This window comes from Scatolibacter rhodanostii, from assembly GCF_900197595.1.
Lineage (GTDB): Bacteria > Bacillota > Clostridia > Oscillospirales > Acutalibacteraceae > Scatolibacter > Scatolibacter rhodanostii.
The window spans coordinates 188778-212058 of the sequence record NZ_FZLO01000003.1; the positions used below are offsets into that span (position 1 = coordinate 188778).

General features: G+C 39.2%; 23 protein-coding genes. 11 read left to right on the top strand and 12 right to left on the bottom strand.

Features of this window, described 5'->3' with window-relative positions:
- Nucleotides 1–4 precede the first annotated feature (4 nt).
- The 4 genes from CS931_RS08355 to CS931_RS08370 all read left to right on the top strand — a co-directional run bounded on the left by CS931_RS08355 (nt 5) and on the right by CS931_RS08370 (nt 2639).
- Entirely contained in the window at nt 5–1030 is a 1026-nt protein-coding gene (locus CS931_RS08355; protein ID WP_099205323.1) for a flagellin N-terminal helical domain-containing protein, read from the top strand.
- Between the two features lie 148 nt (nt 1031–1178).
- The gene (locus CS931_RS08360) at nt 1179–1781 is read left to right on the top strand and encodes a DUF6470 family protein (RefSeq protein WP_099205324.1); all 603 of its coding nucleotides are present in this window, start codon (nt 1179–1181) and stop codon (nt 1779–1781) included.
- Nucleotides 1782–1974: 193 nt separating this feature from the next.
- The gene (fliW, locus tag CS931_RS08365) at nt 1975–2403 is read left to right on the top strand and encodes a flagellar assembly protein FliW (RefSeq protein WP_099205325.1); all 429 of its coding nucleotides are present in this window, start codon (nt 1975–1977) and stop codon (nt 2401–2403) included.
- Nucleotides 2397–2639 (top strand): carbon storage regulator, encoded by a 243-nt coding sequence (locus tag CS931_RS08370; RefSeq protein WP_099205326.1) that lies wholly within the window; start codon nt 2397–2399, stop codon nt 2637–2639. The genes fliW and CS931_RS08370 overlap by 7 nt, the downstream gene beginning before the upstream one ends.
- Here CS931_RS08370 and CS931_RS08375 read toward each other — a convergent pair.
- Entirely contained in the window at nt 2631–3362 is a 732-nt protein-coding gene (locus tag CS931_RS08375) for a hypothetical protein (protein ID WP_099205327.1), read from the bottom strand. The two genes, CS931_RS08370 and CS931_RS08375, sit on opposite strands and share 9 nt — an antisense overlap.
- A gap of 224 nt (nt 3363–3586) precedes the next feature.
- Here CS931_RS08375 and CS931_RS08380 point away from each other — a divergent pair, with 224 nt between their 5' ends.
- The 7 genes from CS931_RS08380 to CS931_RS08410 all read left to right on the top strand — a co-directional run bounded on the left by CS931_RS08380 (nt 3587) and on the right by CS931_RS08410 (nt 11083).
- On the top strand, nt 3587–4060 hold the full coding sequence (locus CS931_RS08380; protein ID WP_099205328.1) for a hypothetical protein: 474 nt from the start codon (nt 3587–3589) through the stop codon (nt 4058–4060).
- Nucleotides 4061–4138: 78 nt separating this feature from the next.
- Nucleotides 4139–7030 (top strand): flagellar filament capping protein FliD, encoded by a 2892-nt coding sequence (gene fliD, locus CS931_RS08385; RefSeq protein ID WP_099205329.1) that lies wholly within the window; start codon nt 4139–4141, stop codon nt 7028–7030.
- A gap of 115 nt (nt 7031–7145) precedes the next feature.
- Nucleotides 7146–7532: a flagellar export chaperone FliS gene (fliS, locus tag CS931_RS08390; protein WP_099205330.1), complete on the top strand. Its 387-nt coding sequence runs from the start codon at nt 7146–7148 to the stop codon at nt 7530–7532.
- 12 nt (nt 7533–7544) lie between these two features.
- Nucleotides 7545–7907: a flagellar basal body rod protein FlgB gene (gene flgB / locus CS931_RS08395; protein ID WP_099205331.1), complete on the top strand. Its 363-nt coding sequence runs from the start codon at nt 7545–7547 to the stop codon at nt 7905–7907.
- Between the two features lie 13 nt (nt 7908–7920).
- Complete coding sequence (gene flgC / locus CS931_RS08400; RefSeq protein WP_099205332.1) at nt 7921–8343, top strand: flagellar basal body rod protein FlgC; 423 nt, start codon at nt 7921–7923, stop codon at nt 8341–8343.
- 35 nt (nt 8344–8378) lie between these two features.
- Nucleotides 8379–9341, top strand: a complete 963-nt coding sequence (locus tag CS931_RS08405) for a chemotaxis protein (protein WP_099205333.1) — start codon at nt 8379–8381, stop codon at nt 9339–9341.
- 293 nt (nt 9342–9634) lie between these two features.
- Entirely contained in the window at nt 9635–11083 is a 1449-nt protein-coding gene (locus tag CS931_RS08410) for a flagellin N-terminal helical domain-containing protein (RefSeq protein ID WP_099205438.1), read from the top strand.
- A gap of 151 nt (nt 11084–11234) precedes the next feature.
- Here the strand turns inward: CS931_RS08410 and trpA are convergent, their stop codons facing one another.
- The 11 genes from trpA to CS931_RS08465 all read right to left on the bottom strand — a co-directional run bounded on the left by trpA (nt 11235) and on the right by CS931_RS08465 (nt 22526).
- Nucleotides 11235–12008, bottom strand: a complete 774-nt coding sequence (gene trpA / locus CS931_RS08415) for a tryptophan synthase subunit alpha (RefSeq protein ID WP_099205334.1) — start codon at nt 12006–12008, stop codon at nt 11235–11237.
- A complete protein-coding gene (gene trpB / locus CS931_RS08420; RefSeq protein ID WP_242964945.1) occupies nt 12001–13203 on the bottom strand; it encodes a tryptophan synthase subunit beta in 1203 nt (400 codons plus the stop codon). Before trpB ends, trpA begins: the two co-directional genes overlap by 8 nt.
- On the bottom strand, nt 13187–13828 hold the full coding sequence (locus CS931_RS08425) for a phosphoribosylanthranilate isomerase (protein WP_099205335.1): 642 nt from the start codon (nt 13826–13828) through the stop codon (nt 13187–13189). Before CS931_RS08425 ends, trpB begins: the two co-directional genes overlap by 17 nt.
- Complete coding sequence (gene trpC, locus CS931_RS08430) at nt 13821–14594, bottom strand: indole-3-glycerol phosphate synthase TrpC (protein WP_099205336.1); 774 nt, start codon at nt 14592–14594, stop codon at nt 13821–13823. The genes CS931_RS08425 and trpC overlap by 8 nt, the downstream gene beginning before the upstream one ends.
- Nucleotides 14591–15607, bottom strand: a complete 1017-nt coding sequence (trpD, locus tag CS931_RS08435; protein WP_099205337.1) for an anthranilate phosphoribosyltransferase — start codon at nt 15605–15607, stop codon at nt 14591–14593. The genes trpC and trpD overlap by 4 nt, the downstream gene beginning before the upstream one ends.
- Nucleotides 15604–16182, bottom strand: a complete 579-nt coding sequence (locus CS931_RS08440) for an anthranilate synthase component II (protein ID WP_099205338.1) — start codon at nt 16180–16182, stop codon at nt 15604–15606. Before CS931_RS08440 ends, trpD begins: the two co-directional genes overlap by 4 nt.
- Nucleotides 16179–17633, bottom strand: a complete 1455-nt coding sequence (trpE, locus tag CS931_RS08445; RefSeq protein ID WP_099205339.1) for an anthranilate synthase component I — start codon at nt 17631–17633, stop codon at nt 16179–16181. Before trpE ends, CS931_RS08440 begins: the two co-directional genes overlap by 4 nt.
- A 513-nt stretch (nt 17634–18146) precedes the next feature.
- Nucleotides 18147–19016: a carbohydrate ABC transporter permease gene (locus CS931_RS08450; RefSeq protein ID WP_099205340.1), complete on the bottom strand. Its 870-nt coding sequence runs from the start codon at nt 19014–19016 to the stop codon at nt 18147–18149.
- Between the two features lies 1 nt (nt 19017).
- On the bottom strand, nt 19018–19908 hold the full coding sequence (locus CS931_RS08455; RefSeq protein WP_099205341.1) for a carbohydrate ABC transporter permease: 891 nt from the start codon (nt 19906–19908) through the stop codon (nt 19018–19020).
- A gap of 84 nt (nt 19909–19992) precedes the next feature.
- Nucleotides 19993–21435, bottom strand: a complete 1443-nt coding sequence (locus CS931_RS08460; protein WP_242964946.1) for an extracellular solute-binding protein — start codon at nt 21433–21435, stop codon at nt 19993–19995.
- Nucleotides 21436–21491: 56 nt separating this feature from the next.
- Nucleotides 21492–22526 (bottom strand): LacI family DNA-binding transcriptional regulator, encoded by a 1035-nt coding sequence (locus tag CS931_RS08465; RefSeq protein ID WP_099205342.1) that lies wholly within the window; start codon nt 22524–22526, stop codon nt 21492–21494.
- Nucleotides 22527–23281 lie beyond the last annotated feature (755 nt).

Consider the following 23281-nt stretch of genomic DNA (forward strand, 5'->3'; position numbering starts at 1 on the left):
TCAAATGAGAGTATCCGACAGAAGTACCGCACGTAACTATCTTAAATATCTAAATCAAGCACAAGCAGCTTATGCTAAAACCAACGAACAAATAGCCTCTAAAAATCGCTTTACCAGTTTGTCAGAAGACGTTTCTTCCGGCACAAGAGTACTGCGAGCAAGAACAGATTTATATAAAGCGGAAAAACAACTAAGCAATGTGAAATCCGTTAACGACGAACTCTCCATGGCAGAAGAAACCATGACCACAATTCAAGAACTCATGGTCAATATCAGCACGTTAAGTGTAAGTGCCATGAGTGAGGAAAAAGGTGATGCTGCCCGCAAATCTATTGCCAATGAAATCAAATCACTGAAAGACCAGATTTTAAGCCTTTCAAATACTAAATTTGGTCAACGCTATCTCTTTGGCGGTTCTAATTCCGGTATGTCCGTTCCTTTTGAGACCAATTCAGACGGAAAACTTCTTTATAATGGAATTGCTGTAGATTCTATTTCAAAAGATGACAACGGCTATTTTTACATGGATAGCAACAATGTCAGACAGACCATTCCTGCCAACGAAGATGTTTATCTTGATATCGGTTTAGGAATGCGCATGAAAGGCAGTCAGGTTGATGATGACACCGGCTTCTTGGTCTCCTACTCTGGCCTTGACATTATGGGATTTGGTACAGATGCTGAAACAGGACTTCCCAATAACATTTACAATCTACTGAATGAACTTGAAAACAACGTAAGAACCAATAACCAAGATGCACTAGGAAATTGCAACACACAACTCACCGCACTGACAGATAAATTCCGCTCGCATTTGACAGACATCGGCTCTAAAACAAACTTTTTAGATACGATGCAGACTCGATTGCAAAATAGTGCCGATAATCTTGAAACCCGCATTTTTGGGCTCATGGGAACAGATTATAAAGAAGCTTCTACTGCGCTTACCATGAACGATTATGTTCTGAAAGCAGTTCTTCAAATGGGGTCACGCATTTTGCCAACCTCATTAATGGATTTTCTCAATTAATTTGATGATTTTATCTTGAAAATAAGTCTGGTTTTGAGATAAAATGATAGCTGACAAACAGAATTTTTGAGCATTTTTGTATTCTAACTTATCCTATTATCCATATTTACCAACAGCGCCTAGTGTTTAATTGAAGGAAGGTGTAGCCATGCAGTTATTAAAAATCACAACTAACCCCATGAAGTATGAGTTGGAGATTACGCCGGCAAAACTTGAATATCAGCAAAACTTTATCCCTCGTGCTGATGTAGAAACCACTGCGTCTCAACTCAAGATTAGAACTGAACCGGGTGAATTGCGTTTAGACAGCTATGAAGCTCGAAAATCTTTGGGCATTGTTACTGTCGGTGATCAAATTCGCTCTGCAGCAGAACGCTCACAACAAATCTTTGCCCAAAATATTCGGTCTACTATTAAAGCAGGTCAACAAATGGCGAATATCGAAGATGGTGTGACAATTTCTCAAATTATCCGACAAAAAATGTTGGAGCAGCCACAAACTTATACCGCTTTTTTACCCAGCGCAGGTGTTGATATCACTTGGAAACCCAATGAAATGGAAATGAATTATACCCCCGGTGAGACCAACTATAACTGGGAGATTAAATCTCCTGAATTTCAATACATTCCTGGCAGTGTCAAAATGCGCATTACGGAATACGCCAGTGTCGATGTAGAATATTTAGGATCGCCGATGTATGTGCCCCCCAGTGCCGATCCCACCCTTCTTGGTGAGTCAGAGGTTGTTTAATCAGCCTCTGATTCTTTGCAAGAATATCTGCATAAGCTTTATCAAAATGTAAAGTAAAATTGATTTATCTTTATTTGTTTTGGTAAGCCTTATGCAGACAGTTTTTTCGATGTCTTGCAAAAATTGACGACTTATTTAGAATTTTATCCTTACTAGAAGAATTACATCTTTACTTGTAATTAGGAGAGCAGATATGACTTGTAAAACACGAGATTTTGGTGAGATTGAAATCTCTCAAAATGAAATCATCCATTTTGTACAACCTTTATTTGGTTTTGAAGAATACCAAAAATTTACCTTGATTTTTGATCCGGAAATCGGTCGTCATATTGTTTGGTTGCAATCGATAGATGACCCCAATATCTGTTTCATTCTATATGATCCAACTCCCCTAGCTTCTTTCTATACGCCGAAGTTGCCGGAACAAATTGACTCTTTGTTAGGAGAAGGAGAACTTGTCTGTTGGACAGTTGCCGTTGTGTCCAACAACCTAGACCAAATGCACGTCAATCTCAAAAGTCCCATTATCATTAACGTGCAAAAAAATCTTGGTGCACAAATTATTCTTGACCAAGATTATCCACTGCGCTTTCTTCTGACAAAGGAGGCCGAACTATGCTAATTATTACAAGAAAAGAAGGCGACTCGGTTGTCATTGATTTGGGCGAAGAAATCATTGAAATCACTGTTACTGAAGTCGGTAAACAAGTACGTTTAGGCATTACCGCCCCTGAAAAATGTAAAATTTGGCGAAAAGAGCTCTATCTAACAATTGAAGAAAATAAGCAGGCCATTGCTGATACACAACCGCAAAATTTGCGGAAGCTGTTGCATCACCTAAGCCCGCCTTCAGAATAATTTATTATTTTGTATATTGTATTCCCATAAAAAAGAGGAGATTTCTTTGCTGCTCTTCTTCGGTAAGTTGATAAACTGACAGGCATATGACGCATATTGCCCAAAATAAAACGGTTTAGACACCTCTATTTCCGTCTCCAGTGAAAGTGGTGCCTCTATTTTAATGAGAAAATGTTCACCAGTTTTTACTTCTGTTGTAGTGGTGCTCATAATATCCCAAAAATCTTTATCCTCTTGTGTCTGTGAAAACAAATCTAGATTTTCTGCAGCTTCAAATCTGAAAATCAGTCTGTCTTCTGATAATGCTGTGATTTTTACAGCATGACTTTTTATGCTCTCCGGTTCAATTTCCGGTTGTTTTCTAAATCGTATTTTCTTCTTTCCTTCTTCTATAGGAGCCATAGAAGTTAAAACTGCATTTATGTCCATGTTTTCGTTATAAAAGCGCTCTGACCCTGGCAGAAGTTCATCTTTAACCGAAACAATGCGCATTAGTTTTTTATCTGACAAGTAGACTTTGCCTGTGAAACGGTGGATTTCTTCTCCCTGATGCAGACGCACAATTTCCATTGGTGTGCCAATTGGATAAAGCGGAACGAAATCGCTCTCGAATGTTACAAATTGCCGTGCTACTGAAATGCTAGCTTCACCGCTTGCCAAATTTTCTCCGTACTCTGAACGCAGGATGGCGTCAAATGAGTGCCAGTTGGTCTTAATTATCATAATTTAACAGCCTCCCTTTTCAATTTGTTATTGTACAACATAAACTGATGAATTTCAACAAAATTCCGCTAATTGTATTCTAAAAACGAAAAAACCAATCTCTGACAAAATTTAAACCCATGTTTTTATGTTTTGTCTAATTTATATTGCCATATAGCCGGTCTAGCGTTTGTTCGTTTTAACACGCACAAGGCTACGATCAATTTTTTAAAGGATGTGCAAGCATGTCAATTTATTTAGAAGTTCTGGCTTTGCTTACAGAGAAAAAAAAGCTTTTCTCTGACTTTGAGAGTATAACAGAAACAATGCTTTTTTTACAAGTAGATGATCTCGCGTTAAGCATTGAAAAGCGGGAGAACCTTCTACAAGAAATACAGGGTATTGATACTAAACTCCATGAACTCTGCCTGCATAATCAAGAAATCAACGAGGCTTTACATCATGAGGGAAATGCAAATCAGTTATCTCCGGACGCAGCAAAAATCTATGATATGGCTTTGAATATCAAAGCCATTGTCAACCGTGTTCTTAAGAATGAGGAGCCCATTCGAACACATCTTGATGAAGAAAAGCAGCGCTTATTTGATGCTATGGAGAACCTAAATAAAAGCGGTGAATCAGTTGCGGGACAGTATCACCAATCTGTGATGACGGGACTCGGAGGTTCGGTTGCACCCACGGCAAATAAATTCATCTGAATTTATTCTTTCAAATTCGTCAAAACATGACATAAATATACTATAAGAACCGCATAGCGGGCAGGAGGTATCCAGATTATGGCTAACATCAGTAATTCTAACTATTATAGTGTGGGTTCAAGCTCCCAATCGTCACAGGGTATCGCTGGATTGATGTCCGGTATGGATACTGAAGAAATGGTCAATAAAATGCTTTCTGGCACACAAGCTAAAATTGATGCGCAAGAAGCACTTAAGCAGCAAACTGTTTGGAAACAGGAAATTTATCGTGATATTATCACGTCTATTAATACTTTTAATAATAAATATTTTGATACTACCTATGGCTCAACACTTTCTACAAACTTTGCCAGCAGTAATTTTTTCAATACTATGTCTTCTGTCATTAAGAGTGGAAATGCTGTCAAAGTAGTCAGTACAGGAACTAATGCTTCTCTTGGCAACATGAAAATTTCTGTGCAAAGTTTAGCCTCGAAAGCTGTGTTGTCAAACTCGTCACAAAAAGTCAGCGGCAATCAAACAATCACGGGTAAAGCTTTAGATAAAACTAACCTTGACGAACAATTTGGCAAAAAAGTAGTTCTCAAACTCAGTGGAAAAGATAATGAAATTAGTGTTGATTTAAACAATGTTACGACCGATGATGGTATGGTCAAGGCTTTTCAAGATGCTGTTGGTACAGATGTAACTGTTAAAATGGATGAAGGCAGATTAACTTTTATCACTAAAGAAAACGGACCTACCCTTTCTTTAGGCACAGGTTCAACTACTATGGGATTAAAAATGACAGGTCTTGCTTCTGCTTCCTCTACTCTAGTAGACGCAGGAACAGGCTCACTTGTAAAAGAAAATAAATTCAGGGGTAGCCAAGCTGACTCTGATGCCGGATATAGCTTCGATTTAACCCTTGACGGCGTACAGAAAACCATCACGTTAAATAAATTAGGTGAAGATGATACTATTACACTAGCTGACATTGAAACTGCTTTAAAAAATGAAGTTAAGAATGCCTTTGGCTCTTATGTTAATGTAGATTTGGTTAATTCTGAGGGTAAAATATTTGAAAAAGACAAAGGTTTAGATGTTAATTCTTTTAATCAAATACAATTTAGCTTAGGAAAAAACATGGGTACGGGCCATGAACTTTTGGTAACAGGCGTAGATGCCAACACCATCGGGATTGTCCCTGGCACTTCTTCTCATATCAATGGTTCTAGCAAAATCAGTGAGTTAAAAGGTGTTTCACTGGTTGGTGACCAATTTGCTTTCAATATTAATGGAACTGAATTTAAATTCACCGGCGACACTACCATCAGCACAATGATGAACACCATCAATAAAAGCAAGGCTGGTGTACAAATCAGCTACTCTTCTCTTTCAGACAGTTTTAAAATTGAAGCTACCTCAAGCGGTGCCGGCTATGACATCGCTATGAATCAAAGTGAGGGCAACTTACTTTCGGTTATATTTGGCGAGGATGTCATTGCTTCTGCCGACAAGGCTACTAGTGCCGTTTTGACAACGAAAACACTATCTGGTAGCGGTTTAACAGACGACTATAAAACAAAAACAGCTACTCTAAAAATGAATGTCAATGGGAAAGACTATACTTTTTCCCTTCCTAAAGATGGTAACAACACTTATAACAACACAACTATTGAAACAAAGTTTAATGAATGGCTAAAAACCAATTTTGGTGACGATAACATTACCTATAATTCTGACAATGGATTGCTTTCTATAAAAGAGGGTTTTGTTGTTAAATTCGATGCAGTAGCTGATAGTATTGATTTAGAAAAAGCTGCTGAAACAGATTTAGCGATTGCTTTTGGATTTGCCAAAAAAGGCAGTGTGACCTCTAATGTAGCTATGGAAACTACTAGCTTAAGTGATATTCATCAGTTTGGTGATACTGCACAGGGCACAATTTCAGAGCTTTTAAAAGATGAATCTGGAAATAGTACCGGTATTTCCTTCGCTGATGGTCGGCTCACTGTTAGCGAGGGAGCAAATGCTGAAAAACTTGCTTCCGTCTCAACAGCTTTTAAAAACACAGTTACTTTTGGTGACGGTGAAATAATAAAAAAAGACAAAGATGGCAATGATATCAGCCATATCATAAAAGGTCAAGATGCCAAAATTACTGTCAATGGTGTAGAAACTACCAGAAGCAGCAATTCTTTCACGATTGATGGTGTTTCCTTAGAACTAACACAGGTCAGTGCATATAAAACTGGTAGTACCACTGAATATGAAGACACCGTTCTTTCCACTACTCGTGACACCGAAGTCATTGTAGATGCTTTTAAAAGCTTTGTAGAAGACTATAACGCTATGCTTGCAAAACTCAATAGTTATGTGGGCGAAGAAGCAACTTATAGAAATTATGATCCACTCACAACTGAACAAAAAAAGGAAATGTCTGAGCGCGAAATAACGCTATGGGAGGAAAACGCAAAAAAAGGCCTCATCCGTAATGACAGTACAGTCGGGATGTTCCTGTCTGAAATGCGTACTGCTCTTTATTCTAAGCCAGCGGGTTCTTCTTTAGCTCTTTATGATATCGGTATTGAGACAACAAGTCGTTATCAAGATAAAGGTAAACTGCAGCTAGATGAGGCGGCTTTGCGCAAAGCGCTTTCTTCTAACCCTGAAGCTGTCAGTGCCCTTTTCACTACAGCAAAAGAAGGCTTGTCTGCACAATTGATGACAGCTATGAAAAAAGCTGCTAGCCCCAGTTATGCAAGTGCCGGCAGTTTAGTGCAATTGGCTGGTATTTCAGGGGCAACACTGGAAAAGAAAAATACACTTTATGATCGCATTACCAGCATTGAAACCCGTATTAAACAACTTCAAACAAAATATAACAAAGAGCGTACTCGCTATTGGAATCAGTTCACTTCTATGGAAACCATTATGTCTAAGTTTAGCACGCAACAATCTATGCTTTCACAGCAATTTAGCTCTTAATAAAACTTTATAACAAGGCCTGATCGGCAAATCTAAGGCCTTGTTTATTCCATTTTATTTAGTATTTTATCCGTTTCAATCTCCTGTCAAGGGGATTGGGAAAGATGGTGAGAAAATGTTAACAAATCCTTATCAAGCTTACAAAAAGCAGTCGATTATGACAATGACTTCCGGGGATATGCTGACGGCACTTTATGACGGTTTAATTAAAAATCTGACACGCGCTTTGTCTTCTTTTGAAAAAAAGGATTATGCAGAGATTAATCAAAGCTTGCAAAAAAGTCAGGCTATTCTTCGTCATTTGCAGTCTTCTTTGGATTTTCAATATGAAATTTCTACAAACTTGAATGCACTGTATGATTACTTTTTACACGCTACCATTCAAGCTAATGTCAAAAAAAGTGCAGATGAAATTCCTGAAATCATTGAAATGATAGCAGAATTGCGAGATACTTATATCGAAGCCGGCAAACAAACTCATTTGGCTGCTGCTAACAAATAAGGGGAATAAATTATGTTTTTTGATTCGAAAAATTTTAAGGTACTGGAAGCAGGCGTGCAGATGTCATGGATGGATCAACAGCTCCATCTGCAGAATATCTCTAATATTGAGACACCAGGGTACAAATCAAAAAACCTAGTGTTTGATGATGTTTTGAAAACTGCTCAATCTTCTGCAGAAGATGTTCCTGATACCATACATGCTTCTGTTGTGACAGATGAGAGTGTTTCTACCTTGCAAGACGGCAACAATGTCGATTTGGAAAAAGAGAATATTGAGTACTATAAATCTTATGTCCAATATTCTATGCTTCTTGACAAAATCAACGGAAAATTTGATAACTACGGTATTGTTTTAAATAGCAATATGAACTGAAAGAGGTAATTTTATGGCTTTTCTTCCTAGTCTTGATATTGTCGGTTCGGCACTGACAGCTGAACGATATCGCACAGACGTAATTATGCAAAATATTGCAAACGCAAAGACAACCACCACTGAAACAGGCGAACCTTATCGCAGAAAGCAAGTCGTTTTTGAAGAGCGCCCTCTTACTTTTCAAGAAACTTTAGACAATGCCAAAAGCGGTGGAGTACGTATTTCGCAAGTCGTTGAAAGTGACAGAGACTTTAAATCTGTTTATGATCCTACTCATCCAGAAGCAGATGAAAACGGCTATGTTCTTTATCCAAATGTGGATACTACTGAAGAAATGGTTGACTTATATGCGGCTAGCAATGCTTATGATGCCAATTTATCGGTTTTTTCCCTTTTAAAGACAAGTATCAATAAAACTTTAGATATGGGCAAATAAATTTTGAAATCAAATGATGAAGGGTCGGTTTAGATATGAATAATCTTAAAGAAACAGAACAATTAGCTGAATCTGGTGCTGATGAACTTAGTATCATGGAGTTTGTTATCAACAATGAACTCTACGGCATTAACATCGCCAAAGTGAAGGAAATCATTTCCGTTATGCCTGTTAAACCGATGCAAAAATCAAATCCCAATGTTGAGGGAATCTTTAAGCTCAGGGATCAGGTTATTACGGTAATTGACCTTGGGGCTTATCTTGGTTTACCCGCCTCTGAAGATCCTGAAAAAGATATTTTTATTATTACCAGCTTAAATCATCAAGACTTTGCCTTTCATGTCCACCGTGTGGTTGGCATAGACCAGTTGACATGGGCAGAAATGAAAAAGCCGGATAAGACGATTTATGGTGGCGGCAAAGGAATTGCCACTGGTATTGCCGATTTTGAGAATCGCTTAATCACCATTTTGGATTTTGAAAAAATTATTATGGAGCTGAACCCTGAATCAAACGAACTCTACTCTAACATTGAAAAACTTGGCACTCGCGAGCGCACTGAAAAACATATTCTTGTGGCAGAAGATTCTATTTTACTTTCAAAAATGATTATTGATTCTCTACATAAAGCAGGCTATGTCAATACAACCAAAGCTGAAAATGGTTTAGAGGCTTGGGATTTTCTATGTGAAGCTCGTGACTCTGGCGATGATATTACAGATCATGTCGCTTGCATTGTGTCTGACATTGAAATGCCGCAAATGGATGGCTATACACTCACTAAAAAAGTAAAAACGGATTCTGTTTTGAAAGAAATTCCTCTTGTTTTATTTTCTTCTCTCATCACAGATGAAATGAAATATAAAGGTAAAGAATTGGGAGCCGACGCTCAAATTTCTAAACCAGAAATTGCCAATCTTGTATCTATGATTGACAAATTGATTGCCCCAGAGGAAGTTTCTACTGTTTCTGAAAACACAAATGAGGTAGAAAATTAAAGACAGTTACTTTTATTCAAATTATTACTTTTTTTTACAATTTTTTATGATTTCCTCTTTCGTTCTTTTAAAAAGAGAGAATAACTTATTTGAAAGCAGAAAACAGCGATTGAACATTTTATTCTTGCTTTCAAGAAATCAAATGCAGTTTCATTCTATTTTCGTTTTCTAGTCAGAAAAGATAAGATGGCGCGCGTTTTTGATTTTCTGGCTTGAAATATATTTTAAAAACAAAATGGCGATAGAACACAAGGATGTTGTTCTGCCAAATCAAGGAGGAACATACTATGGGTATGGTCGTAAGAAGTAACGTAATGGCTATGAACGCCAACCGTCAGCTGAGTGTCAACAACAATTCAGTTGCAAAATCTCTCGAAAAATTGTCTTCTGGTTTCCGCATCAACCGCGCTGCTGATGATGCTTCCGGTCTTGCAATCAGCGAGAAAATGAAAGCACAAATCAAAGGTTTAGAGCAAGCTTCTGCTAACTCACAAGACGGCATCAGCTTAATTCAAACTGCTGAAGGTGCAACACAAGAAATTCACAACATGCTTAACCGTATGGTTGAATTAGCAACAAAATCAGCTAACGGCACCATTCAGAACGAAGTTGACCGCGCTGCCATCCAGAACGAAGTCAACGACCTCAATTCTGAAATTAGCCGTATTGCTCAGTCTACTAACTTTAACGGTATTAACTTGCTCGATGGCAACCTTTCTCCAGATACGAAAAAGGATGCTGCTGTTACTGGTACTGGCATCACAACGGATGCTGGTGATGCAGCTGTTGCTGCCAGCAACACTTACACCATTGGTGCTGCTGGTGCTACTGCAGCTACAGGTGTCACCGTAGCTGTTTCTGGTGTTACTAATCCTGTCAGCGTTACATTAGCTGATGGCGCAAGTGCCAATGATACTGCTGCTGCAGTTCGTGCAGCACTTTCTGGCAATGCCGACGTAACTGCTCTTTATGATGTTACTGGTGCTGATGACGAAGTTATATTAACTGCTAAAACTGCTGGCGCTGGTGCTGCTCCTACTATCACTCTTGCTGGCACAGGCACACTTCCTACTTCAGCCGCTTCTGATACAGTTGCCGGTGCTGCCGCTACCGCAGCAAGCAATGCTACTGATAGCACAACTTTTGCTGCTGATTCTAAAATCACTATCGATGGCAAAGAATATTCTTTCAAGACTGATGCTGATGGCAAAGACGGCAAAACTTTCTCAGATTTTGCTTCTTTGACAACAGCCGCTGCAAAAAACAGTGTAACTTTGACAGGTACTGCATCTAGCTTTACTGCTGAAGCAACAGGCAAAGCTTTGAAACTTCAAGTTGGTGATACTAATGCGGAATACAACCATGTATCCGTTAAAGTTGCTGATCTTTCTGCAAAAGGTTTAGGCTTGGTTACAGAAGATGCAGACGGTAACGATGTTAACATCGACGTTTCTACACAAGATGCTGCCGGTGCTGCCATTGCTGATATCAAAACTGCTATTAACACTGTTTCTACAAACCGTGCTAACCTCGGTTCTTTACAGAATCGTTTGGATTACACCATCAGCAACTTGGATACAACTGCTGAGAACATGACTTCTGCTAACTCTCGTATCCGTGATACAGACATGGCAAAAGAAATGATGAACTACACCAAGATGAACATCTTGACACAAGCTGCTCAGTCTATGCTTGCTCAGGCCAACCAACAGCCTCAGGCTATTCTGCAGTTGCTCCAGTAATTTTCTTTCGAAAATTACCTATCTATCTAAAATTAAGTGTTCAGAGCTTAACTGCTCTGAACACTTTTTCTTTACTACAAATACAAAGGGCTTCTAAATCAATAGAATCCCCTTGTATTTGTTCATTTTAAATATAGCTTTTATCAGCCTTTTATTTTGAGATAGCCGCTTTCATTTTTTGCGCATATTCTATTAATTTGGCAGAGGTGTCAGGTAAATTCTCTGCAATTTGTTTTACAATGGCACTGCCGACAATCACGCCATCTGCCATTTTTGCATATTCTTCAGCTTGCTCTGCAGTGGCAATACCAAAACCAACTGCTACAGGAATATCTTTTCCCTTCTTAATCTCCTGCACTAGTTGCTTGATATTCGTTGTAATTTCACTGCGCACTCCTGTTACCCCCATAGAAGAAACAAGATATACAAAACCTTCTGCCTCTTTTGCAATCTTTGCAATGCGCTCCTGTGAGGTAGGGGCAATTAAAGTAATCGTATCTATCCCATAATTTATGGCAATTTGCTTGACTTCATTCTGTTCTTCAAACGGCAAATCAGGAATAATAATTCCTGAAATACCACACGTCTGACTACGTGCGAAAAACCGTTCATAGCCATAGACAAAAACAGGGTTTAGATAAGTCATTAACACAAGCGGCACATGCACTTTTCCTTTTAAAGACTCCAGCATGGTGAAAATATGCTCAAGCGTTGTGCCGTTTAGCAATGCTCTTTCGCTTGCTTTTTGAATAACTTCACCCTCTGCCACAGGGTCAGAAAAAGGAATCCCAATCTCGATGAGGTCTGCTCCCCCTTCTTGCAAGGCGAGAATATATTCAGCTGACTGTTCTATGTTAGGGTCACCTGCCATTAAATAAGTGACAAATGCCTTTTTCTTCGCAAAAGCGGCTTCTATATTACTCATAGATTTCTTCCCCCTTATAACGAGCAATTGCTGCTACATCTTTATCGCCACGCCCTGACAAGCAAACTACAATAGACTGGTCTTTTCTCATTTGTTTTGCTAATTTCATGGCATAAGCCACCGCATGAGAAGATTCAATGGCGGGAATGATTCCCTCCATTTTAGAGAGATATTCAAAGGCATTTACCGCTTCATCGTCTGTCACCGGCACATATTCTGCTCTACCTGTTTCATAAAGGTGTGCGTGTTCAGGCCCAATTCCCGGGTAATCAAGTCCGGCAGAAATAGAATAGACTGGTGCAATCTGCCCAAACTCATCTTGACAGAATAAGCTTTTCATTCCATGAAATACACCCAGTGAACCTTTTGCAATGGTGGCAGCATGTCTTTCGGTATCAATTCCTTTTCCAGCTGCTTCACAGCCAATTAAACGCACTTGCTTATCTTGAATAAAATGGTAAAAAGCGCCCATTGCATTCGAGCCGCCGCCTACACAAGCAACCACAGCATCAGGCAGCTTACCTTCTTTTTCCACGATTTGCTGCTTCGTTTCTCTGCTGATAATGCTCTGAAAATCACGGACAATCGTTGGAAACGGATGAGGTCCCATAACAGATCCCAACACATAATGAGTGTCATCGACACGTCTTGTCCACTCACGCATGGTTTCGTTGACGGCATCTTTAAGGGTCATGGTGCCCGAAGTGACCACATGAACCTTAGCACCCAATAATCTCATTCGGTATACATTTAGTGCTTGCCTGTCAGTGTCCTCTTTGCCCATGAAAATTTCGCAATCCATGCCCATCAACGCTGCTGCTGTGGCCGTCGCCACTCCATGCTGGCCAGCGCCTGTTTCGGCAATCACTCTAGTCTTACCCATTTTTTTGGCAAGCAGCACTTGCCCTAACACATTGTTGATTTTATGCGATCCTGTGTGATTCAAATCTTCTCGCTTGAGAAAAACCTTTGCGCCGCCTAAGTCTTTCGTCATTTTCTCTGCGTAATAAAGCAAAGACGGACGTCCTGCGTAATCATTCAACAAAGCAGTCAGTTCTCTGTTGAATGATTCATCCTCTTTATAAAAGCTGTATGCTTTGGTCAGTTCTTGTACGGCACTCATCAGTGTTTCGGGAATATATTGGCCACCAAAATCACCGAATCGTCCTACTTTCTGCTCACTTTTCATATTCATTTTCATTCCTTTCACCAATTGTATTTTTTCTGACTATGCTCACAAACTCATTGATTTTTTGGCTGTCTTTCACACCCTTCGATTCTACATGGCTGCTGACATCTACCGCAAAAGGGTGCAGTTTTTGTATTGCTTTTGCTACATTTTGCGAGGAAAGTCCACCTGCTAAAAAATAAGGTTTACCTTGGTAATCTTTTAAAATCTCCCAATTAAAGGTTTTTCCTGTTCCGCCCCGTTCCGCAGAAGCAGTGTCAAACAACAGATAATCCGCACTTTTAGGAAATTCAGGGATTGTATCTGCTATCAAAATAGCACAAATCACGGGCTTCGTTGTGAATTCTTTGAGTTTTCTTATATAGCTCTCATCTTCATCTCCATGTAGCTGTACCATATCAATTAAGCCAACTTCGCACAGCTCTGCTACCCATTCTACTGATTCATTGACAAACACACCGACAACTTTAATCGCTGGGTCCAGAAGTTTCTTTAATTCTATCGCTTTAGCGACCGTAACTTTTCTTCTGCTTTTGTCAGCAAACACAAACCCGATATAATCTGGCTTAGTAATATTGACCGCCAAAATATCCTCTTCACGAGATAGACCACATATCTTTACTTTAGACATTGCCTTCTCCTCGCAATTCTGCCAATGCAGTAATTTTATTTTTGCTTTTCATCAAGGTTTCACCAATCAAAACGGCATTGATGTCATTTTGCTGTAACAAAGCAATATCATCATGGGTTTGGATTCCACTTTCTGACACAAAAAGAATATTTGACGGCACGCCTTGGCGCAATCGCACACTATTCATGGTATCCACTGAAAAATCATGCAGATTTCGGTTATTAACTCCCACAATTCTGGCCCCTGCCAAAAGTGCAGTCTGAATTTCATTTTCATCGTGTGCTTCTACTAGGCTAGAAAGCCCCAAAGAATCTGCTAAAGCTATATACTCTTTCAATTGAATAGGTGTAAGCAGTGCTACAATCAGCAAAATAGCATCTGCACCCAATGCCTGTGCCTGCTCGATTTGAAATGGATCTATCACGAAATCTTTGCGCAGAATGGGAATGTTCACAGATTGCCGAATTTCAGTTAAATAGTAATCTGCTCCCATAAAGAAATCAGGCTCAGTGAGCACAGAGATAGTCGTTGCGCCTGCTTTTTCATACTCTTTTGCAATCTCTAGATAGGGAAAATCTTGTGCAATAATTCCTTTGGAGGGGGAAGCTTTTTTTACCTCGCAAATAAAAGACATTCTGCGCTCTTTTAGCGCCGTTTCAAAAGCAAATTTGGAGAGAAAGGTAGGAGTTGAAGATAAAATTCCACCTTTCTTGTCGTTTTCGACACGTTTCTTAGTTGTTTCGACAATTTTATCTAAAACGCTCATGTCATCACCTCATTTGAGAGGCGAATAAAATCATTTAGTTTCTGTAAGGCGGCGCCGCTATCTAATAATTCTTGTGCCATTTTTACGCATTCTCGCATGGTGACATTATTGTGCGCCATATAAAGACAACACGCGGCATTCATGACAACAATATCGCGCTTTGCTCCTTTTTTGCCGGAGAGAATTCTCTTTGCAATTTCAGCATTTTCTTGTGGATTCCCACCCACCAATTCTTTGATCTTGCAACGTTGTAATCCAAACTGCTCTGGTGTAATAAAATAACTATTAAGCTTGCCGTTTGCCACTTCACAGATGGTGGAAGTTCCTGTGAGTGTGATTTCGTCCAGTCCATCATGTCCGTGTACGACCATAGCACGCTTGACCCCTAGATTGGCAAGAACACCTGCCAATGGCTCTACCAGATTTTCGTCATACACCCCCAAAAGCTGCAAATTGGCTCCTGCTGGATTGGCAAGTGGACCGATAATGTTGAAAAGGGTTCTGACACCAAGCTCTCGTCTGACTGGTGCCACGTGTTTCATTGCGGCATGATAGACCTGTGCAAGCATAAAGCAAATGCCAATCTCAGAAAGAATTTTTTCGCTTTGCCGCGCATTGAGGTTAATATTAACACCTAAGGCTTCAAGCAAATCAGCACTGCCACATTTGCTTGAAACACTGCGGTTACCATGTTTAGCAACCGGCACTCCTCCAGCCGCCACCACAAATGCTGATATAGTCGAGATGTTAAAAGTAAAGAGTTCATCTCCCCCTGTTCCCACAATATCTAACACATCGGTTTCAGGGTTCAACTTCATGCACTTTTCACGCATGACTTGCGCGCAAGCTGTAATTTCGTCAATTGTTTCTCCCTTCATGCGCATGGCAGTTAAAAATGCACCCATCTGTGCCGAAGTAGCCTTGCCCTCCATCATCTCCATCATGACTTCTCTAGTCGTCGGCAAGCTTAAATCTTTGCCTGCCAAAATCTGATATATTGCTTGCTGAATCATGATTTTCCCTCCATCTGCAGAAAGTTTTTGATGATTGTCTTACCTTGTTTGGTCAAGATGGATTCAGGGTGAAACTGAATGCCGTATACATCAAAATCCTTGTGCTTGACCCCCATAACTTCACCATCTTCATCTTCTGCAATTACCAGCAATGAATCCGGCAGAGTATCTCGTTTAACTGCCAATGAATGATATCTTCCTGCTTCTAGCAAGGGAGGGAGTTCTCTGAATATTGGATTACCATTGGCAATGTGAATCATACTTTTCTTGCCGTGCATCAGTTTAGCAGCATAAGTCACGGTCGCTCCTAATTCTTCACAAATGGCCTGATGACCTAAGCAAACACCCAGCATTGGAATTCTACCCATAAATGCCTTAACGACTGCTTTACAAACGCCCGCATCATCTGGGCGACCGGGTCCGGGAGAGAGAATAATATGCGAAACAGGCAAGTTTTCAATCTCTGCAACGGTCATTTCATCATGTTTAATCACTTTTATGTCGGAACAAATCTCACCGGCCATTTGATAGAGATTGTAGGAAAAACTATCGTAATTATCAATCAGCAAAATCACTGTAACTCCCCCTTTAATGCGTTCATCATTGCTTTCGCCTTGTTAATGGTTTCTTCATATTCTTTTTCGGGAACGCTGTCTGCTACCACTCCCCCACCTGACTGCACAAATACTTTTCCGTTCTTTAGCACAGCCATGCGAATGCCAATGCACATATCCATATTGCCTGCAAAATCGATATAACCGAGTGCACCACCGTATGGCCCCCGTTTGACTCCCTCTAATTCATCTATAATTTCACAAGCTCGCTTTTTCGGTGCACCCGATAGTGTTCCGGCAGGCAGTGCTGCTGCAATAGCATCCAGCGCATCTTTGTCTTCTCTAATTTTGCCTGTTACATGGGAGGCCACATGGCTAACGTGCGAAAATTGCTTAATTTTTCGGTATTCTTCCACTTGCACGGTACCAAATTTACTGATTTTGCCTAAATCATTTCTGCCTAAATCGACAAGCATGCCATGCTCAGCAAGCTCTTTTTCATTCTGTAATAGAGCTTGCACAAGCTCGTTGTCTTCTTCCTCTGTCTTTCCTCTCGGACAAGTTCCCGCTAAAGGATATGTGCTAAGCTTGCCATTTTTGAGTGAAACTAATGTCTCGGGAGAGGCTCCTGCTATCTCCATATCATCAAATCGAAAATAGACCATATAGGGAGATGGATTAATGGTACGCAGTTGACGATACACCGACAACAAGCTGCCTTTAAATTCTGCGGTCATTCGATTGGATGGAACCGCTTGAAAGATATCGCCCTCATGAATGTAATGCTTTGTTTTTTCCACCATTTCACAATATTGCTCTTTAGAAAACATAGCACTAAATTCACCACACTGTGGAATTTTCTCCTCTTCAGCAAAGTCAGAAAGTACAAGCTGTTCCATGTCTTTCAGCGTTGCCACACCATTCACATAGTTGTTTTCTAAATCATCTGTGCTCACATTGACAATCAAATAGATTTTCTGCGCGAAATGATCAAAAGCAATCACCTTGTCAATTAGCATCATTTCAAAATCCGCAAAATCTTCTTGGTCACTTGCTTTTAGATGAAGGGATGGTTCGAAATATTGAATGCAATCATAGGAGAAATATCCAACGAATCCACCTGTAAAAGGAGGCAGATTGGCAATTTGAGGACTGGTATATCCTTTCAAGATGCTTCGCAGAATAGCAACCGGCTCTCCCTGCTTTTTCTCAACTTTTCCGCCTTGGTAAATTTTAACGTCACCATTCTTTCCTGTCACAGTAAGTTTAGGTGCGAATCCGAGAAAAGTGTAGCGCCCCCATGTATCATTACTTTTGGCGCTCTCCAGCATAACAAGCTTCTGGTTTTTTGCCTTAATATTTCTTAGAACTTGCATAGAGGTCTTGACATCAGAGAGCATTTCCATTGCTACAGGAATTACCTGATAATCGTTTTCAAATTTTTTTGCTTGTGACAATGTGGGTTTTATCATAAATATCCTCCTTTTAGGTATAAAAAAACACCCGTCCTCAGCTGAATTCAGCCAAGGACGGGTGATAAAATCATCCGCGGTGCCACCTTGTTTCACAAAAAATTTGCTACAACAAATTTCTTATGCTCTCTGCAGGATACTAACATATCCCTCGCAACTGACGTATGCGTCACGTCATAGAATACTTGGCTAAAAGCCTTTCCCTATGCCCTCAGCGGTCCATTTGATGTACTGCGTTGTGCGAGGTTCTCAACATCCCCCACTCTCTGTAACTGCACGTCACACCGTTATCTCCGCTTCAACGGTTTAGTTTATTAAGTTTTTATCATTGTATGTCAGAATTTTCAACTTGTCAATAGTTTAATTTTAAAATAAACTATATTTTTCATTTTTTATTGACTGTTAAATGTATTTTCATCTTCCTTTTTTACGCAGGAATTTTTTGTGTACCCCTAAAGCTATAAACATAGTTCATTCATCGTTTTCTATTTTGTGCCATGAAAGTTTTAGTAATTAACCCTTGACTGCTCCGGCTACCATTCCTTTGATAATATGTTTGCTGAAAGCAAAGTACAACACTACTATCGGTGCCATTGTAATTAGCATTGCCGCCATAATCTTAGGATAGTCTGAAGAGAACTGCCCTGTAAACTGCGTCATAGCAAGCGGAACAGTCTGCAGTCTTGTTTCTTTGATTAACACAAGTGCAAAAGAGAATTCATTCCAGCAAGAGAATGTCTGCAAAATCGCTACCGTAATTAGGACAGGTCGGCAAATTGGAAGAATAACCCTAAACAAGGTGCCTGAAAAAGAGCATCCATCAATAGAAGCTGCTTCTTCTAACGCTGTTGGCACTTCTTTCACAAACCCCTGTACCAAAAAAACGGCGATAGGCATTCCAAAAGCGACATAAGGAATCATCAAGGTAAACCATTGATTGGACAATTTAGTTTGGTTGAACACAACATAAATTGGTACCAAAAGTGAATGAATCGGAATAAGCATCCCCATTAGTAGCATAATCCAAATAATTTTGCTACCTTTAAACTTCACTCTGGCCAAAAAATATCCGATAATAAAACCAAACGCTACAATGAGCAGAACAGAAATTACCGTTGTCCGCACACTGTTCATGATAGATTCACCAATGTGATAATCAGTATTGGTAAGAATTTTCTGATAATTCGAGAAAGTAGGATTTGAAGGTAAGGACATTACATCCGCATTAAATTCTCTTTTTATTTTCAAAGAAGAATAAAACATCCATACCAACGGGAATATGCATGACAATGAAAAAATGAGCATAATTAGATTCAGAACAACACTGGTTATCCCATTTCTAATTTTTTTGCCTCTTGTTAGACCATATCCTTTTTCAATCATCTTATCCCACCTCGTCCCTACTAATCCATCTTTGAATCAACTGCATGCCACCAACGACTGCTATACCGAGTACAAAAATACCAACCGAAATAGCACTGCCATAGCCCATATTCTGCTGTGCAAACGAGATTTGGTAGCCATACATCGCCATAACCATCGAAGCATTATGTGGTCCGCCGCTGGTCATAACATAGATGTTATCAAAAGCTTTCATATTCCCTGAAACACAAAGTACAATACAAACTGCTACTGTGTTTTTAATCATAGGCAACACAACATGAATCGCTTTCTGAAAGGAACTTGCTCCATCTAATTCAGCCGACTCTAAAATTTCTTTGTCGATAGCGGAAGTAGCTGAAAGCAAAATAATCATATAATAGCCAATATACTGCCAAATCAGTGGAATGGAAACCAATGTCATAACCAGCTCTGAATTATTGAGCCAGACCTGTGTTTTATCCTCCATGCCCATTTGAGTCAACGCCCAGTTCAGCATTCCTCGTCTGCTGTCATAAATCATTGTCCAAATGAAACCAATAGATACAGCTGATACTGTGCTAGGAAAGAATCCAAATGTACGGTGAACCCCTTTGAGTCTTACGAATCTTGTGTTGATAATCATTACAAAAATAAAAGCTAGGCCAACTTGACCAATCAAACAAATCAACACGAGATAAATATTATGGCCAAACGATAGCCAAAATACGTCGTCATTTAAAAGCGTTTTGTAGTTAGTGACCCCGATAAATGTTTTATTCGGTCCGCCTTTCCACTCAAAAAAACTGTAAAAAAGTGATGTTACCAATGGAATAAACACTGCAAATATGTAAAGTAAAAGCGGTATCGCCAAATAGGCAATAATTGTGCTCGCTTTTGGTCTTTTTGATAACATAACATACCTCCCTTTCTGAAACAAAAGGGGCTGACGCTGCCGTCGCCCCTCCTGCCATTCTTGCTATTCAGAATTTCTCACGAATTAATAGTTTTGCTCATAAGCAGCCTGTGTTTTTTCTGCAGTTGCTTCTGGTGTTGTTTCGCCATTGAGCATACCTTGCATTTCGGTATTCAAAACGTCCCAAACTGCAGCATTTACATAAGAGTCATAGATTTCACAAGCAGTTGTATCAACATAAGAATATTTGTAGAAGTCTTGTGTGATTTGATCAAATTTGCTTAAATCAACATCATCAATTTTTGTTAGGCCAGCTAGTGCATAATTTTCTGCTACATAAGTAGAGAAATCAGGTCCTGTAACATATTCAGCCAAATCAGTTGCTGCGGCTAATTTATCAGTATCATCTGCTAATTTAGCATTCAAAGATACAGCATATCCAAGACCAATGTTCTGAGAGTTTGTTGATTTTGTTGCTCCCTCTGGCTGAGGCAAAACAGCAAATCCCATGTTATTGAAAGCTTCTTCATTTGATTCTTTCAAAGTCGCGCTAATATAGCTAACATCCCAGTTTCCACCGATGAAAGCAGCAGCTTCGCCAGAAATAAAGTATTCTCTAGCATCTTCGTTTGTAACAACATTGAAGTTGTCATTAAAGATACCGGAAGCAAAGATATCTTGTGTGAATTTTAAAGAAGAAACAAAGTCTGCATCTGTGAATTTGGCACCCTTCTTATCGATGATAGACTGGAACCATTCTGGGCCTGTGAAACGGTCGCCGATAACAGACAAGAAGTTAGAGTTGGCCTGCCATTTTCCGCCGTTACCAAAACTTAGTGTATCTTCATAGCCATTGGCTTTGAAATACTCGTCTGCTTTTTTCACATCTTCCCATGTTTCTGGGAATTTGTCAAAGCCAGCTGCTTTCCATGCTACTTTATCATACACAACAACTGTACAGGTTCCGCCGGTCAAAGCAGGCAGACCATAAAGTTTGTCGCCATCTGTAAAAGGAGTGAAATAAGCTTGGTTGTAATCAGCATAATAAGGAGATTCTTTAATGATACTTGTCATATCAAGAATAGTTCCTTGAGCTGCCCACGCTTTGGTGTTCATACCTTGCAGCAAGAAAACGTCAGGCAAATCACCGGCAGAAGCCAAAGTGGCAATTTTCTGTTTATAATCGTCGTTAGCCAAAACGGTTTCGTTTAGTGTAACATCAGGATTGGCATCTTTCCATTTTTGGATTGAAGTACGGAACCCGTCTGAACCACCATTTCCTTCAGATTCTTCTGAAGTAGAGAAATGCATCATTGAGATTTCGCCCTTATAAGCTAAACCGTCAGTTTTTGTTTCCTCCTCTTTAGATTCTGCTTTAGACTCTTTTGAGGCAGAAACCTCTGAAGCCTTTGAACTGGATTCATCCACTACTGATGAAACTTTTGCGTCGCTGCCGCAGCCGGCAAGAACACTGCCCACCATCAGTGCGCTAAGTAAAATGCTAAATAATTTGCTACTCTTTTTCATGTTAGTCCTCCTTATTTATTCTTGGGAAAGAATATATATAATCGATGGTGAATCCATCAATTATGTCTTTGATTAACAACCGCAGTTGACTCACCTGGTTCGACCATTCCGTCTACCACTACAGTCATCGTTCCTGGCTCTGCTTCTGGAAATTCAATCCTACCAATTAGTTTATTGCCCGCCTGAATCCCCATAGAAACAGTATCCTGACGCACAGTAGTAATACGTGGCCTTACAATATTGATCACTGAAATTCCATCATACCCAGCAATTGAAATATCTCGAGGAATCACTAAACCGGCCTCTTGCATTGTAGTGAGCCCGCCTACAGCCGTTAAATCATCAGGGTAGAGAATACAAGTTGGTCGATTAGGCAATGCTAATACAGCTTTTGTCAATGCACTGGCTCTCTCATTGTCTCGATAGGGACAAGTATACAGATATTCTTTTGGTATCGGTAAATTATGTTCGGTCATAAACTTTCGATAGGCCTCTAAGCGGCCCCTTGTTACTTCGTTATGTTCTCCATGTATAAACGCGATTTTCCGATGACCTCTGTCATAAATAAGCTGCATCATTCTTGTCATATCACCCAAATGATTCGAGGCAATATTGATATGATTGGGAAGAACATGGTCAATTACTACCAACGGCATATCTGCTGCAAGCAGTTCTTTCACCTGTTCGTTTTGATAGTCTGCACAAGGCACAAACACACCGTCAAAATTCATGTACTTACACTGTTCCATATAAGAAAGACGATTTGGTGAATTGCTGGCATTCAAAAAAGTGATAACATATCCTCTTTCTTCAACCGTATCTTTAAAACTATTGAGAATTCGAGCAAAATGCTCATGCAAAAGATTTGTTCCCGTATTTTCAGAAAGAAGTACACCTATATTCTTCGTTTTCTTGCTTTTCAAAGTTGCTGCCATATAATTGGGAACATAATTTAATTCTTTTGCTACACGCTGAATCTCAGCTTTCTTTGAAATGCTGATATCAGCTCTATCATTCATTGCTTTGCTTACTGTTGAGATAGAGACATTACAAATCTTTGCAATATCTCTTAAAGAAACTGCTTCCTTCATGTCTCACCTCTTTCCCACGATTTATGGTGAATTTAGATAGTTTCTGTCGTTACTAAATCGTTTTCTTAACTCATATTGTATCTATAGTGAACGATTTTCGCAATATTTTTCGTGAAATTCCCAATAAATTGTACAATGTGTCTTGTTTCAGTTATCTTTTTATGTGATAATTCACTATGGATTATTATCATTTCGATATACTAGCAATTAATATTTTCGAAAGTGTTTCGTAAATCAAACCGTTATTTTTCTATATAAAAATTAACTGCCTAAATTCATGTGTTTAATTAAATATTCTTTATTACTTTTAACGAAAATATAAGTTACAGACTAGTAATTTTTGACTTATTGTCTCTTTATCTCAACCGATTTCGTCTTATTCATTTCAAACTATAGCATAACATAACACCCTCTAATGCTGATTTCCTCGTCAAAAATTTAGTTTTTATACTTCAATTGGTTCAATATAAAAACTAAACTAAGCAAATTTAAATCTAAATGCAGTGTTCTAAAATTTTATATATACCTTGCTTCTATCATCTTTCTCTAAATTTGCTCTATCTGTAAAGTAATTTGACTTTATATATATTTTTACTGATTTCTTCGCAAAAAGCTAGAATTCAACCTATTATTTTTCTTTTTTATCTTTAAAATTATTTTTTATTTAATTTAATTTACTATTTAGAATTAAATTTTTATTTTTTGACTTATTTACGCTTATAAACATGTTGACTGTATAGTATTTTAACTTTACT

Bases quoted from the DNA above. Each gene is read 5' to 3' on its own strand.
- CS931_RS08355 (WP_099205323.1), top strand. From the start codon at position 5: ATGAGAGTATCCGACAGAAGTACCGCACGTAACTATCTTAAATATCTA.
- CS931_RS08360 (WP_099205324.1), top strand. From the start codon at position 1,179: ATGCAGTTATTAAAAATCACAACTAACCCCATGAAGTATGAGTTGGAG.
- fliW (WP_099205325.1), top strand. From the start codon at position 1,975: ATGACTTGTAAAACACGAGATTTTGGTGAGATTGAAATCTCTCAAAAT.
- CS931_RS08370 (WP_099205326.1), top strand. From the start codon at position 2,397: ATGCTAATTATTACAAGAAAAGAAGGCGACTCGGTTGTCATTGATTTG.
- CS931_RS08375 (WP_099205327.1), bottom strand. From the start codon at position 3,362: ATGATAATTAAGACCAACTGGCACTCATTTGACGCCATCCTGCGTTCA.
- CS931_RS08380 (WP_099205328.1), top strand. From the start codon at position 3,587: ATGTCAATTTATTTAGAAGTTCTGGCTTTGCTTACAGAGAAAAAAAAG.
- fliD (WP_099205329.1), top strand. From the start codon at position 4,139: ATGGCTAACATCAGTAATTCTAACTATTATAGTGTGGGTTCAAGCTCC.
- fliS (WP_099205330.1), top strand. From the start codon at position 7,146: ATGTTAACAAATCCTTATCAAGCTTACAAAAAGCAGTCGATTATGACA.
- flgB (WP_099205331.1), top strand. From the start codon at position 7,545: ATGTTTTTTGATTCGAAAAATTTTAAGGTACTGGAAGCAGGCGTGCAG.
- flgC (WP_099205332.1), top strand. From the start codon at position 7,921: ATGGCTTTTCTTCCTAGTCTTGATATTGTCGGTTCGGCACTGACAGCT.
- CS931_RS08405 (WP_099205333.1), top strand. From the start codon at position 8,379: ATGAATAATCTTAAAGAAACAGAACAATTAGCTGAATCTGGTGCTGAT.
- CS931_RS08410 (WP_099205438.1), top strand. From the start codon at position 9,635: ATGGTCGTAAGAAGTAACGTAATGGCTATGAACGCCAACCGTCAGCTG.
- trpA (WP_099205334.1), bottom strand. From the start codon at position 12,008: ATGAGTAATATAGAAGCCGCTTTTGCGAAGAAAAAGGCATTTGTCACT.
- trpB (WP_242964945.1), bottom strand. From the start codon at position 13,203: ATGAATATGAAAAGTGAGCAGAAAGTAGGACGATTCGGTGATTTTGGT.
- CS931_RS08425 (WP_099205335.1), bottom strand. From the start codon at position 13,828: ATGTCTAAAGTAAAGATATGTGGTCTATCTCGTGAAGAGGATATTTTG.
- trpC (WP_099205336.1), bottom strand. From the start codon at position 14,594: ATGAGCGTTTTAGATAAAATTGTCGAAACAACTAAGAAACGTGTCGAA.
- trpD (WP_099205337.1), bottom strand. From the start codon at position 15,607: ATGATTCAGCAAGCAATATATCAGATTTTGGCAGGCAAAGATTTAAGC.
- trpE (WP_099205339.1), bottom strand. From the start codon at position 17,633: ATGATAAAACCCACATTGTCACAAGCAAAAAAATTTGAAAACGATTAT.
- CS931_RS08450 (WP_099205340.1), bottom strand. From the start codon at position 19,016: ATGATTGAAAAAGGATATGGTCTAACAAGAGGCAAAAAAATTAGAAAT.
- CS931_RS08455 (WP_099205341.1), bottom strand. From the start codon at position 19,908: ATGTTATCAAAAAGACCAAAAGCGAGCACAATTATTGCCTATTTGGCG.
- CS931_RS08460 (WP_242964946.1), bottom strand. From the start codon at position 21,435: ATGAAAAAGAGTAGCAAATTATTTAGCATTTTACTTAGCGCACTGATG.
- CS931_RS08465 (WP_099205342.1), bottom strand. From the start codon at position 22,526: ATGAAGGAAGCAGTTTCTTTAAGAGATATTGCAAAGATTTGTAATGTC.